We start from the raw sequence: 13,641 nt of genomic DNA, 5'->3' as shown, positions 1-13,641 counted from the left end.
AAACCACCCCCTTCCCACACAACTTCCTTTACTGATGTATTGTTGCAGATAGGACACAAAACAAATACAACACAAAGCTTTTACATTATACATTTACAATGAATCTTGTCAAGCGATTTTTGAGAAATTAGCGCCTCTTTTTGATCACTTTTTCCTTTTTTGACACCTCTGCAAAGTTAAAAACACGAAGAGCTGGGAGGAGGGGAGAAACCCGCCTAACCCAGCTCTTCAGTTGTCTTACTTCCGGTTCCCGGCCTTCATGAAGACAAGCTCAGGGATTTCCTTCAGGCATTATCTTGCCAGATAGCCAGGGTAAAAATCAGGACCCTGGATGTTATCCCACTGCGCCCCGATGTCTATCCACTCGACAAACAAATACCTCTCATCCTGCGTGAGGAATTTGTCGTGCATTACCCTTCCTTCAATCGGGAATACATTCTCTCTCGGCGCAAACTGACTCAAAGCCTCTTCATACAGCCTCCAGATCAACAAGCTGTTGATGGCTGATGATGGATGAACATACTTGCCGCCAAGGTTGGGATCCTTACCCCTCTGTGGTTCAAGCAAACTATTGTATGAACGGCTGAATGCTGCAACACCATCAACACTCGCCAGCTCTCCACCACCACTCAAGTCCGGAGGATTGTTCGCATTGTGACAACCCGAACACTTTGCATCGATGATCGGCTGAATATCCCTGCGGAAATCCACCGTCCTCCTCTTCTCATCTGTTAGACCTTCCACTGGCTGTGATGTCGTACCTGATGGTCCTCCATAGTACACGTCCGATGGCACCACCACATCCTCACCATGTTTTACCCCCTGATAGTTACCATTCTTATCAAGCTTCAGGTATGCAAATGCAAATGGTGAATCATAGTGACTCCTGTCATCATACCACCAGTTGTACAACGCCTTCGTGTGCTGGTTCTGGAATGCCCTGCCCCTGTAGGAACCATCATGACATCCACTGCAAATCCTGCCATGATATGGCCTCAGATATGCCCATGATAACCCGCTCTGCACTGCCATCCCCTTGTCATCCAATATCTGAATGTAATAAGGGGTGTCTGCCGTCTGTGACGTAACCACCGACCCGTCATCCTCTACATACTGATACCCGATTATCCTTCTCTGCTGGAATGCAGTCCCTGAGTTGCTGCTTGACCTCTCTCCACCCAAAAGGTGGCTTCCAACTCCAGCCTTGAACCTGCTTGCCTCAGGCTCCACACACTGCACACCCTGTACTATCCTCACTGCCTTCACATCGCCCGGCTTCATTACCTTCGCCCTCTCGGATGGATACGGGCCAACCTTCGTGTCTGTCAGTGTCGTGTCAAAACAAATCCATGTGCCCCAGGAATGTGGATATCCCTCCACCTTCACCTGGTCAAATGGCTGATACGTCACTGTCGTTACACCAAAGTTCTTCCCTGCGGTAAAGGTATTGATCCACCTTGGCTTGTACTTAATATACACAGGCGCTGGTTGATGATCGTTCCACTCCGGATCATTGTATACTAATTCCCCTGCCTTGCCATTCTTGCAGTCAAACCAATAGATTCCAAAATCACCTCTCTCTGCATAGGACACCAACATCCTGTCATCTGGAAGTGGGTATGGGCTCCTGTACAATCCACCATCATCCTTCGTCAGCCTCTCGTAGGTCTTGTTATAGGGAGCATCCCAACTGACTGCTGCCAATTGACCAACACCCCAGTTCATATAGGGTGACTCTACATATACCAGCTTTCTGTCTCCAAAGGTGATCTTGGCCTGAGATCTGCCACATGCGCCACCAATCTCATCCGGGCAGTTACCATAAATCGCCCTTGGATACGCGCCATCCCAGTTGTCTACTTCCAGCAACACCCTGCCTTTGCCTTCTGCCCTGCTACCATTGGCCTGGACGCTGGAAAACAGGATGTTTCCATCCGGCGTAAGCGCAGGATCATAGTTTGAACTCACGTTGTAAGTGATCTGATCTATCGAAGTATTCAGATGAGGAAACTCTATACCAGACAGCACGTGACCGGTAATTCTCTCTGTCACATGGCCTCCCTGCGTATCCAACCTGAAAAGATTATACGCATACGGATTATGGAACTCGTCCCTCACGCCATCCGGAGAACCTGCGAAGATGATGAACCCCGTCTTCTCTACCGTGCCCCTCTCCTTCCAGTCTCCTTCAAAATACCTGTCTCTCCATATCACGCGACCCTGACCCTCTTCAATACTACCTGCCGCATAATAGATCGGGCTACGACAAGTACCTTTATAATCAGTCATCTGCCTTATCCCGCTGCCATCTACATTCATCTCCCATATCTGACATCCGCCGCCCTTCTTGTGGATCCCGGCAAACGCAAACTTCTTACCATCCCAGTACGTGCAGGGATCAAAAGCTGACGCAAAATCATTGGTCAATACCTTCAATTCCTTTGTCTTTAAATTGTAGCTTACAATCCGGCTGCCCTCTGACACATAGTGCGGATAGTTCTGATACGGATCACCCTTTGCCGTCCTGGGTGACTGGGTAAACAATATCACGTCCACAGGACCCTGTACCTCTTTCGACATCCCGCTATAATCCGTCCATAAGGCCTTTCCCTGCTTCGAACCACCCGTCATTACCTGATTCGATGCAAAGATATCCCCACAGACCAACGCACCGACTACCAACGCCGATGCCATTACCCCTCCTATTATCCTCTTACTCATCTGTTGGCCTTCTCCTTTCACTTTCTTAAAATATTCCACTTGAACCAATTACTTTCTCTTCCAATACTTCCACTACTTATAGCGCCTTCAGGAACTCCACCAAATCCTGCAAATCCTGAGCGCTCAGGTGTGACGTCCTTCCATGCATGTCCTTATCATTTACCGTGTTGTTGATCGTATCAATCAACGTCCTGGCGCTCCCGTCATGGAAATACGTGCCTGATGCATAGATATCCCTTAGCGTCGGAGTATCAAATTCCTTTACCAGGTCCAACCCAATGATCGGCGTATCGCTCTCCTCGCCATAGGGATCCTCACCGGCATTCAATGCCTGCATGTTAAATACCTTACCCGGCGTTGACCTGAAACCCTTCACTCCTACACGACCGGTTCCCACATCATGGGTCTGTGCATCGCTAAACAAGGCTTTCGGATCCATTGCATCCCCCGGATGACACTCTGCACATCCCACAGCAGGGTCGTTAAATAACTTCTCACCCCTCTTTGCCGCCTCTGTCAAACTGCCATCCGCATTCCTGAACGGACTTCCCGTAAACTCCAATGCCCTGATGTAACAAATCAAAGATTCTAACCTCTCCGGCGAAAAGTTCTCGCTCCTGAACACAAACCCAGGGTCTCTTCCACACACCCTGTCCAGAGAACTTGTTGCACCTACGATTTCATCCGGATGACCCGTAAACCCTTCATGCCTGAACGGAGGCAGATACCTTCCGCCACGGATATACTTCACGTTCTTCCAGCTTCCCCATCCTTCATCTCCAAGGTCCCAGATCAAACCCGTCGTCTGTCCCCTCTCGTAATGGCAGCTGGCGCATGCATACTCACCCTGCAACCCCCATGATGCATCATTGAATATGAACTGCCCGTACCTCACCAGCTCACTCTTAAATGGTGAGTGTTTTACCCGATAATGCACCTCAGGCACCGTCAATGGCTCACCCCTTGGAAGAGGCTCCCACTCCGGCCCCGTCTGGATCGTTGCTACTACCTGCGGCGTACCCGCCATCAACTCTCCAGTTGTCATCACCCCTGCTATACCAAGGGCCGCAATTAAACCAATCTTTAGACTACTCTTCATCTTTCTCTATCCTCCTATAATCGAGATATACTCCAATGTTACAAACATGCTCAATTCCTGTCCTGCTTCTCTCAACGACCTTCCCCTATTAATCCACTGGCGTCCTTATCACCGTCACATTGTTGGAAAAATAGTTGGCTGCGTAGCAGAGCTTCCCGTCCGGCGACAAGCATACCGAGCTAGGCCCTAGCCCCGTTGGCACCCTGGCCACGAGATAATCCCTCACCAATCCAAGGTCATCCCTCATATAATCAAGCTCAGCCTGGGAATTTCCCCTCACGATATTCAATAACTTGCCCATATCCAATATCGTTACGCGGTGCATCCCCCTTACCCCAATGTACAAATACCGGCCCTTCGGATCCATCGCCAACCCATAAGGATTCCCGTCATAGTTGTTGAGCTCGTCCAGCGGCATCCTCGCTACCTTCCCGCCTGGCTTGGTCTCTAACACCGCTATGTTGTTCGTAAATACCTCGCCATTCTCCGCCTCGCATACCGGTAACCAGTTCTTCGGCGTCTCATAGGTCACCACCACATACTGACCATCCGGCGTGTACACAATGTCCCTCAGGTTGGAACTCTCCCTGATAACCCTCTTCTCCGTCACCTTCCCCGTCGCAAGATCAATAAAGTTTACACTCCTGTTGATGGAACCACACGTGTCATTCACCACTGCTATCGTCTTCCCGTCCGGCGATATATCCAACGTCCTTGGACCGTAATCACTCGTGTAGATCGACCTGATCTTCTCCATCCTCCCTGTATCAATCACATCGATCGTGTTCCACAAGTTCCCAGAACATGCAACATACGCGGTCTTCCCATCCTTGGAAATCTTGATCCCGCTTGGCCAGTCTCCTACCTTGATCTCCTTTATCGCCTGCTTCCTCGCTATATCTATCACCGACACACTGTCACTCTCGGCATTGCATACATACAAAAATGCATTATCAGGCGTGGGCGCCGCTGCCTCCGGCTGCACCTGCACTGCCACCTCACCTACCACCTTCTGTGTCTTCGCATCCACAAACGTCACACTGTGACCAGACTGATTGCAAATGTACAACATCCCTCCATCCGGCGATGTCGTAACAAAAAACGGCGATGGCATGTCCGTCTTCACATGCGTCCCCTGGATAAATCCAGCATTCGCTACCCCTCCTCCCACCATCACCGCCCCCAATACCAACGCTCCTATCCATCCTCTCTCTTTCATCGCTCTTCCTTCCCTCCTAAATCGTATAATCAATAACTTCTATGATATAAAACACAACTATTTAGTCACATGCGGACATGTGCCTGATTTTGTGCAAATGACCTCTAAGGGTACTCCGCACGTCTCACAATCACCGGCCTTTTCGATTTGCGGCGCATATCGCCCCTTTATAGTTGTAAAACCCTTACCCGCCTCTGGAACCTCCTTGCCACACTTTGGACATTTGAATAATGCCCTTGCCCAAATTTTTTTACTTGTAATGTCATCACCGCACTCATCACAAGCCCCAGGAGCTGGCATACACACGCCATATTTCTTACAGTTAGTGTTTACACAACTATAAGCAATCTTCTGACAGGCCCAACAGGTAGGTAAATCAGTATGTGTTTTGTCACCCGCAGCTCGATGTTTTGCAAAGTCCCAGATATACCCTATCTCAGAACATTCGTTAAATTCTCTAACTTCTTTGCAAGCATCACACCAATACGCCTCTAAAATCTGTCTTTTATCACAGGGTTTATCCCAAGCTGCAAAAACAGACTGTGCCCCTGAAATAAAAATACTAAAAATACCGGCTGCTAATAAAATGCTCCTCTTCATAACTCTTCTCACCCCCTTTCATAGTTGGTTATCTTCTAATCTCGTAAAGTACCTCGTGAAAAACCTACTCTAAGTTAGCACAAACTATACCAAATATTACATAGGTAACACAAATTCACGCAATGTATTAGCACAAAATAACTTAACAAACCTCAGCATCTCTAACTTCAAAATCCATCGTTTGCAAGGAACGGTTGTAATCAGCCAAAAAACATGTCCCTTCGCTAAATTTTTGACTACAACACATTGATTTTCTGAAATCAGTCTCAGAACTCATCGACAAAGGCAGAAATTTATCTTCGTTAATTTGTCAAACCATATTTTTGTAATCTATAACGAAATGTGCCCCTTGTTAACCCCAATAACTTAGCAGCTTTTGTCTTATTGTTTTTGCTTTTTTCCAGCGCTTGAGTAACCAGTTGTTTCTCCAAGGCATCAAGGGATAAACCATGCGGTGGTATATCAAATGAGACTGATTTTTCTGAAGTATCCAATCTATCCTTTTCGATAAAAGGCGTGCCCTTCATTATTGATATTGGCAAGTGTTCTGAGGTTATTGCATTACCCTTGCATAATATTACCGCACGTTCTATAACATTTTGCAATTCCCTTATGTTACCTTCCCATTTATGCATCATAAACAATCTTTCCACCTCTTTGCTCAATGAAATGGGTGCTTTTCCCATTTTAGTTGAAAAGCGTTTTAAGAAATGTTTGCTTAAAGGAATGATATCTTCTCTTCGTTCTCTAAGCGGTGTTAATGTAATCGGGAAGACACTTATCCTATAATACAAATCTTCTCTAAATTTCCCAGATTTTACTAAATCCTCCAGATTTTTGTTGGTAGCGCAAATAATCCTTAAATCAACCTTTACCGTTTCGGTCCCCCCTAAACGTTCCAGTTCTTTAGCTTCAATAACACGTAAAACTTTTGCTTGAACTGCCAGACTCATTTCTGATATCTCGTCCATGAAAAAAGTACCACCAACAGCTAACTCAAAACGTCCCTTTTTTGTTTTTTCTGCGCTAGTAAAAGCGCCTTTTTCATAGCCAAACAACTCGCTTTCCAATAAATTTTCTGGTATTGCAGCGCAGTTCAGCGCAATCAAAGGGCCGCACGCCCGATCGCTGTTGTAATGAATGGCGCGAGCAATCAGCTCTTTTCCAGTACCACTTTCTCCTGATATCAACACGGTTGAATCAGTTTTTGATACCTCCCCTACCAATCGTAATGCCTCAAGTACCTGGGGAGCATTACCTATGATATTTCCAAAATTATACTGAGATTCAAGCTCCTGACGCAGATATTTATTTTCAATTGTCAAAGAGCTTATTTTCAGAGCTCTCTTTACGGCTAATTTAAGAATATCTTTTTCGAAAGGCGTGGTTAAATAATCAAAAACACCTTCTTTCATAGCGTCGATAGCGGACACAACTGAACCGTATGCGGTTAGAACTATAATTGGGAGATCTGGGGCTTTATTTTTAATTGCTCGCAGGAACTCAAGCCTTCCCATTTCTTGTACTTTTAAATCCGTAATAAGAAGATGAAAACGCTCTTTGTCCAAGTAATCTAAGGTTGTCGAACTGTTACTTGCGGTAATGACCTTAACATCATCCATTTCTTCAAAAACCATAGCAAGCACACGGCGCATACGTTCTTCATCATCCGCAATTAGAACTCTGTAGGCCATATTCAACCTTTACAAAAGCACTATTTGACTTTCAGAACCTGCAAAGACGCAACAATTATAATTTGCTTGCCTATAGAATTGTCAACAACCAAATTTTAGATAGCCCAAACGATGAGTGCTGTAAACATAAAACCTACCATGATGAGACCTGTGATCAAAATAGGCACAGCAAAAAGCCTGGTTAGAAAACTTACAAAAAGAGACGGAGGGGCAACTTTAAAATCATGCAACTGTCTTTGATTTTCCAACCTTTTGAATTGATTTAGACGTTCGTGTCTAAATTCCTCCTCCGTTATACTCCCCGTGAAGATTGCTTCATCAACAGGCATTTTTTCAGGAAGTAGATGAGTATGGAAAAAATGGATAGTAAAGATAAAACCAGCGGCAAGGATTGCCTCATACCTATGGATGATCAATGCTATGCTGGGAAGATCTACAATGCTTGCAATTGAAACCGGTATAATTTTTGTGAACTGTACTGGAAACCAGAGAATCAGTCCAGTTAGAGCCATCACCAATGTTCCCCACATCAGCGACAAATACTCAAACTTTTCCCAGTAAATCCACCGATCAAAATCGGGACGCTTTCCAATACCAAGGAACCATTTGAGATCGCCCACGATATCAAATATGTCTCTGGGCTGTATGAGCAACGAATTCGGCCCCCAGAAAAACCCTTTTTTCTTCTTAACTGATATACTGACGAATAAAAACAAAAAATGAATAAACGCAGCAAAAAAAGTTATTAAGGCGCAAATACGATGGATAAACCCCGCTGTTGGGTATCCTCCAAATAATTCATATAACCATTTCGACCAATCGTAGCCCCGAAAAGCCAATGGCATCCCGGTTAAGACAAGACCAAAAAAACTGATAATGATCAAAAAATGGCAAAATCTATGAAAAAAACTAAATCTTAAATAGTTAGTGGTGCTCCTCATTAGCATGCCCCTTTCTCTTATGCTCGTCTCGTGCTGTCGCGAACCAAGTTAGCAATGAATGGAGTCCGAAAGACGAAAATGTGAATCCCAGTATTCCAATGTACATCACAAACACTATACATAAAATTGTCTGTGGGTTTTTAAGAACTTTTTTAAGGTTTTCCGGATCGTTACGCGCATTTTTTAATGCAGTAAGCAGAGTTTTATAATATTTGATGTTCTTTATCTGAGGATGTTCAATGTGTTTAACAAAACTTGCATTTGCATTAGCATGGCAGCTTCCACATGTTTCTAAAATCTTTTCTTTTCCAACTTTGGATTCGGGTTCAGACGAGTTTAATATTTTATGCTTTCCATGACAATCAAAACATACAGGCACATCTGTCGTCGTATGCCCTAATGCAGTAACTTGACCATGTGCGTTATTTTTATAGCTATCAAGATAATCTTGGTGGCATGAGCCACAAGATTGGATTGTTAATTTTCTATGCAACGGATCTGTACCCCTAGGCACATACATTGGGGATTTCTCTCCAACTGGAGTGAAACGATATGTTAAACCAAAATGACAATCTTTACAAGTAGGTACATCCTTGGTGTTCTCTTTCATCAACTTGACATGACTGCTTTGCAGATACTCATCTGCCGGATCATCGTGACAAAAAGTTATACAGTCAACCGGCTTTAAATTGGGCTTATGGCCTTCCGATAAATCTGCGCCATCTAGGTCTTGATGACAATCAGTGCAGAAAAAATCTTCTCCCCCATGCGCTGTCGTCTTAAAAATCGTTTCATCAATAAGCAAAGAAACAACTTTAATTTCCCCTGTGATAGGCTCTATTTTTGCCTTTTCTGCGACCTTTAATTTATCCAGATTCGTGTGACATTCGAGACATGGCCCATTATCGCCTGCAGTCGATACCGCAGGCGATAGGCCAATAATGGCTATACTTACAACCAAAAATACAGATAATCTACATTTCATAAAAACTGATAAAGTTCCCAATATCAATTTTTTTTCTGACTTATAACCCATCTACGGAATCCTCCCCAGCCATAACTCTTAAGCTTAAAGAGTTATTCCTTTTTCTTTGGTTTTAATGGTGTATTAAGAATCTCATCCTTTGGCAATAATGCCGCCCATTTTTTCTTATCCTCAGGGGACATCTTTTTTATTACATCATCGATTTCATCATTGTCACGATGATCATCTTTCTTAAAGTAATCTTTATAGTCCATAACCTTATCCGTTTTGGGGCACTTATTCTTATCGTCTTTTGTTTCCCAGTGGCATTTCAAGCATTGTTCTTTAACAGTGGCAGGACCGTTAATACCAGCCACAATCAGGCCAGCATCGTATTGCACTTTCCTGGCCATAAGAGGATCCTTTTTTAATAATTCTTTGAAAGCATCCTTTCCCTTACCTTCGTAATTCTCTTTTACCTTTTTATACTCAGAACCAGCACCATGACAGGCCTCGCATTGCACATTGGGCAAATACTTTTTGCCAGCCTCCGCAATCTTCTCACCATATGCGGTTGCATGGCATTTCAAGCAATCTGGATTTTCAGCATCGGGTGTTCCCTTCAACCTCTTTTCCCAAGTATTGGAGTGCAATCTTTCTTTATATTCTTCACCCTCATAACAACCTTTTCCCATATGGCATTTACATCCACTATTGCTAACATATTCTGCGCCAGTTAACATAGCAGGTAGTGAAAAAGTTAATGAAAAAACAGAAACTACAATACCCCCCAAAAAATATACGGCTTTCCTACTGCCCAACATTTCCAATCTCCTTTCCTGTACCAAAGAAAATAAATAACAAACACCACTATGCAAGCTACAACATTTTCGCTCTCTTATGTCATAATAACATTCAAACCTCGAATTTTATACATCACGCATAGCATTCGAGTTATCGGCATTCTTTTCTAAATTATTGATTATTCGTAGTATAGAAACCGCATGACAGTTGAAGTTAAAACAATTGGTATTTTCAGAAATTATTTCCTTGGCCAAACCGCATGAGTTAAGATTAGTCTAATCGCCCTGTCTCTGAAAATATAATGTAGCACACACAAAAGGAAGAATAAATTAGCATGCTTTTTTAATAGTGTCAAGAAAAAATTCATTTACCGTGAAACTAATGCTGGCCTTTTGACAAGAGATTTTCCACAAAAAGAGTATTTATAGCTCCGCTCGCAAATTGAGGATGTGAAATGAGCTCCAAATCTAATGGAATGGTTGTTTTAACACCTTCAATTACATATTCACTCAACGCCCGTTTCATACAAGCAATGGCTTCTTCTCTCGTCTTTTGATGAACAATTAATTTTGAAATCAAAGAATCATAGTAAGGAGGAATCTCGTAGCCAGCGTGCACATGAGAATCAACCCGAACTCCCCGCCCACCAGGAGGATTATATATTCTAATCTTTCCCGGTTGAGGTCTAAACCCATTTTGTGGGTCTTCGGCATTGATACGGCATTCTATCGAAACACCACGGGGTCTTACCTTTTTCTGTTTTATATTTAACCGTTCACCATAAGCAATCCTTATTTGCTGCTTGACTAAATCGATGCCGGTAACCATCTCGGTAACAGGATGTTCAACTTGTAAGCGGGTATTTACTTCTATAAAATAGAAATTCCCCTGCTTGTCGACGAGAAACTCAACTGTACCCGCATTTGTGTAATGTACAGCTCTCGCAATCTTAATTGCAGCCTTGCATATTTCCTCACGCAAGCGCTCAGTAATATTAGGAGAAGGGGATTCTTCGACAAGTTTTTGATGTCTGCGCTGTAATGTACAATCCCGCTCACCCAGATGAACAATATTACCATAATTATCTCCAAATATTTGCACTTCTATATGGCGCGTATCCTCTATGTATTTTTCTATATAAATGGATGGGTCCTTAAAAGCCGCTTCGGCTTCCCGTTGTGCAACTGCCAGTGAATTTACAAGGCTTATATCATTATGTGCAACACGCATCCCACGTCCACCGCCACCCGAAGAAGCTTTAATAATTACAGGATACCCGATCTTATGTGCCACATCCAGCGCTTGTTGCTGACTTTTTATAACTGACTCACTACCGGGAACTACGGGTACTTTATTAGCAATGGCAATTTTTCTTGCCTCGGTCTTATTTCCAAGTTTTTTCAAAGTTTCTGATCGGGGGCCAATAAATACTATCTTGGAAGATTCACACACTTCGGCAAAATGCCCAACCTCTGATAAAAAACCATATCCTGGATGAATAGCCTCAATGTCGGTTATCTCAGCAGCACTAATAATACTCGGAATGTTTAAATAACTTCCCTCCGCTTCAGGCGGACCGACACATACGGTAATGTCGGCTTGCTTTAAGTACATGGCATTTTCATCCGACTTCGAACAGATTACCACCGTTTCAATACCCATCTCGCGACATGCCCTAATAATTCTTAAAGCAATCTCACCTCGATTTGCAATCATTATCCTGGAAAACATAATACTCGGTATCCCTCAGTCATTCATTGGTTTTCATACAAAAAAGACCATTCTCTCATGTCGCCTTTGTAGAAGGTTTAACACGAAATAACGGCTGACCAAATTCTACTGCCTCCCCATCATTCACATACACATCTATGATTTCACCCACAGTCTCGGCTTTCACTTCATTCATTATTTTCATTGCTTCAATAATACAAACAACTGTTTCTTCGTTTACAAAATCCCCTACATTCACACAAGGGTCTGCACCTGGTGCACTAGCTCGATAGAATGTGCCCACCATAGGTGAAATAATCTCTACAAAATTTTCACTTTCCTTTGGCAATGCCTGTGAAGGGTGCGCTTGTTCGAGTTTTGGATGAAGCAATGATGGAACAGTTACCGGTGAAATCGTATGGGTATATCCAACCTCACTTTTTTTAATCCTTATTTTGGTGACATCTTCTTGAATTTCAATCTCAGATAAATCATTTTCATTCATAATTGAAATTAACTGCTTTACCTTGTCTATAATGCTCATCATTTATTCCTTTGTGGAGTTTATTTTAATCATTAAGCAGGAAAGCCAACAAAATCATTTATTACGGCGTAAGCGGGACACCTTTGTTATGTACCGAGTGGAGAAAACCGAGTGGAGAAATATGAAACGAAAAAGGGATGGAATAAAGAAAAGGATTATGCTGATACGTTTTTTAATAATTTGTAATTTGTGCAAAGGTATTCTAGAGGTTTTTAGTTTATATTACTATTTCTGTTAACTTTTTTGGTACCCGACTTAAAACATCACAACCGTCGGAAGTTACCAATACCATATCTTCTATACGCACCCCTCCCCATCCTGGGATATAAATTCCAGGTTCAATTGTAAATATCATATCCTCTTCTAATATCTCTTTACTTCTGCTATTTATCGTGGGACCCTCATGAACTTCAAGTCCGATGCCGTGCCCTACGCCATGGCCAAAGCATTTTCCAAATCCCTTTTTCTTAATATAGTTCCTTGCAGCACCATCAATATCTTTTGCCATTTGACCCGGCCTTACACTATCAATGGCAAAATGTTGTGCATCTAACACTATCTGATATATTTTCTTGAATTCGGCTGATATTTTATCCATGAAACGAATCCTTGTCAAGTCGGAATTATAAAACTGAAAGCTTACACCCCAGTCTATTAAAATTGCATCCCTCTCTTGGATCTCTCGATCTGATGTACGTGCATGTGGCTGTGAAGCACGGGGGCCTGTAGCACAAATTGTTTCGAAAGAACCTTTTCCACCACCACAATTTCTGATTTCAAATTCCAAAAGATCTGCTATTCTTTTTTCTGACACACCTATTTTAATCTCCTCTAGGATACTATAATACGCCCTTTCAGCTATATCAATGGCCGTTCGTATCTTTTCTAATTCTTCCCGCGTTTTGCATTTTCGATATTTTTCAATGATACCTTTTGTTGGAATAATCTGAATTCCTTTTACATTACTTATAATTTCATTATACTGATCGAGTGTGAGATGCAAAGATTCAACATAGAGACTTTTGATATTAAGACGTTTTAATTTCCCACAGATTGTTTTTATTAAAGAAACTTTTCTTTCTACAATCTTAATCCAGGGAATATCCAGCCGGGCTTGCTCAACATATCTAAAATCGGTAAATAAATAATCATGATCTGGTGTAATTAAAAGAATACTTTCAGAACCGGTAAAATTTGTCACATAACGAACATTGACTTCATTGGTGACTAAAAACCCATCTACCTTTTCTCCTTTTAATTCTTCTTTCAGCTTGCTTAAACAATGCATATTCGTGTACGCTGTAACTAAATTTGCAACAAAAAGTCTCTTTGCTGCCTTATTTTA

General features: G+C 42.7%; 11 protein-coding genes. All 11 read right to left on the bottom strand.

What is annotated here, in order from left to right:
• Positions 1-291: 291 nt before the first annotated feature.
• The 11 genes from hzsA to BROSI_RS12720 all read right to left on the bottom strand — a co-directional run bounded on the left by hzsA (position 292) and on the right by BROSI_RS12720 (position 13,584).
• Positions 292-2,721 (bottom strand): hydrazine synthase subunit alpha, encoded by a 2,430-nt coding sequence (hzsA, locus tag BROSI_RS12770; RefSeq protein WP_052562261.1) that lies wholly within the window; start codon positions 2,719-2,721, stop codon positions 292-294.
• A 76-nt stretch (positions 2,722-2,797) separates the two neighbouring features.
• Positions 2,798-3,820, bottom strand: coding sequence for a hydrazine synthase subunit gamma (gene hzsC, locus BROSI_RS12765; RefSeq protein ID WP_052562265.1), 1,023 nt, complete (start codon positions 3,818-3,820; stop codon positions 2,798-2,800).
• A gap of 88 nt (positions 3,821-3,908) precedes the next feature.
• Entirely contained in the window at positions 3,909-4,994 is a 1,086-nt protein-coding gene (hzsB, locus tag BROSI_RS12760; RefSeq protein ID WP_478210113.1) for a hydrazine synthase subunit beta, read from the bottom strand.
• 102 nt (positions 4,995-5,096) lie between these two features.
• Positions 5,097-5,639, bottom strand: a complete 543-nt coding sequence (locus tag BROSI_RS12755; protein WP_052564199.1) for a hypothetical protein — start codon at positions 5,637-5,639, stop codon at positions 5,097-5,099.
• 302 nt (positions 5,640-5,941) lie between these two features.
• Positions 5,942-7,333, bottom strand: coding sequence for a sigma-54-dependent transcriptional regulator (locus tag BROSI_RS12750; protein WP_052564198.1), 1,392 nt, complete (start codon positions 7,331-7,333; stop codon positions 5,942-5,944).
• Between the two features lie 95 nt (positions 7,334-7,428).
• Complete coding sequence (locus BROSI_RS12745; protein ID WP_157842520.1) at positions 7,429-7,986, bottom strand: hypothetical protein; 558 nt, start codon at positions 7,984-7,986, stop codon at positions 7,429-7,431.
• 271 nt (positions 7,987-8,257) lie between these two features.
• Positions 8,258-9,310 (bottom strand): hypothetical protein, encoded by a 1,053-nt coding sequence (locus BROSI_RS12740; RefSeq protein WP_052564196.1) that lies wholly within the window; start codon positions 9,308-9,310, stop codon positions 8,258-8,260.
• Positions 9,311-9,351: 41 nt separating this feature from the next.
• Positions 9,352-10,062 (bottom strand): multiheme c-type cytochrome, encoded by a 711-nt coding sequence (locus tag BROSI_RS12735; RefSeq protein WP_052564195.1) that lies wholly within the window; start codon positions 10,060-10,062, stop codon positions 9,352-9,354.
• Positions 10,063-10,420: 358 nt separating this feature from the next.
• Entirely contained in the window at positions 10,421-11,773 is a 1,353-nt protein-coding gene (accC, locus tag BROSI_RS12730; protein ID WP_052564194.1) for an acetyl-CoA carboxylase biotin carboxylase subunit, read from the bottom strand.
• A gap of 55 nt (positions 11,774-11,828) precedes the next feature.
• Positions 11,829-12,296 (bottom strand): acetyl-CoA carboxylase biotin carboxyl carrier protein, encoded by a 468-nt coding sequence (accB, locus tag BROSI_RS12725; RefSeq protein ID WP_052564193.1) that lies wholly within the window; start codon positions 12,294-12,296, stop codon positions 11,829-11,831.
• A gap of 217 nt (positions 12,297-12,513) precedes the next feature.
• On the bottom strand, positions 12,514-13,584 hold the full coding sequence (locus BROSI_RS12720; protein ID WP_052564192.1) for a M24 family metallopeptidase: 1,071 nt from the start codon (positions 13,582-13,584) through the stop codon (positions 12,514-12,516).
• Between the last annotated feature and the right edge of the window lie 57 nt (positions 13,585-13,641).

Origin of the sequence: Candidatus Brocadia sinica JPN1, from assembly GCF_000949635.1 — a bacterium.
GTDB classification, from domain to species: domain Bacteria; phylum Planctomycetota; class Brocadiia; order Brocadiales; family Brocadiaceae; genus Brocadia; species Brocadia sinica.
The sequence above is the reverse complement of the archived record's forward strand: the minus strand, read 5'-3'. Positions and strand labels throughout refer to the sequence as shown.

What these genes read in the sequence shown, in the direction of transcription:
- hzsA (WP_052562261.1), bottom strand. Translation starts at nt 2,721, where the DNA reads ATGAGTAAGAGGATAATAGGAGGGGTAATGGCATCGGCGTTGGTAGTC.
- hzsC (WP_052562265.1), bottom strand. Translation starts at nt 3,820, where the DNA reads ATGAAGAGTAGTCTAAAGATTGGTTTAATTGCGGCCCTTGGTATAGCA.
- hzsB (WP_478210113.1), bottom strand. Translation starts at nt 4,994, where the DNA reads ATGGTGGGAGGAGGGGTAGCGAATGCTGGATTTATCCAGGGGACGCAT.
- BROSI_RS12755 (WP_052564199.1), bottom strand. Translation starts at nt 5,639, where the DNA reads ATGAAGAGGAGCATTTTATTAGCAGCCGGTATTTTTAGTATTTTTATT.
- BROSI_RS12750 (WP_052564198.1), bottom strand. Translation starts at nt 7,333, where the DNA reads ATGGCCTACAGAGTTCTAATTGCGGATGATGAAGAACGTATGCGCCGT.
- BROSI_RS12740 (WP_052564196.1), bottom strand. Translation starts at nt 9,310, where the DNA reads ATGGGTTATAAGTCAGAAAAAAAATTGATATTGGGAACTTTATCAGTT.
- BROSI_RS12735 (WP_052564195.1), bottom strand. Translation starts at nt 10,062, where the DNA reads ATGTTGGGCAGTAGGAAAGCCGTATATTTTTTGGGGGGTATTGTAGTT.
- accC (WP_052564194.1), bottom strand. Translation starts at nt 11,773, where the DNA reads ATGTTTTCCAGGATAATGATTGCAAATCGAGGTGAGATTGCTTTAAGA.
- accB (WP_052564193.1), bottom strand. Translation starts at nt 12,296, where the DNA reads ATGAGCATTATAGACAAGGTAAAGCAGTTAATTTCAATTATGAATGAA.
- BROSI_RS12720 (WP_052564192.1), bottom strand. Translation starts at nt 13,584, where the DNA reads ATGCATTGTTTAAGCAAGCTGAAAGAAGAATTAAAAGGAGAAAAGGTA.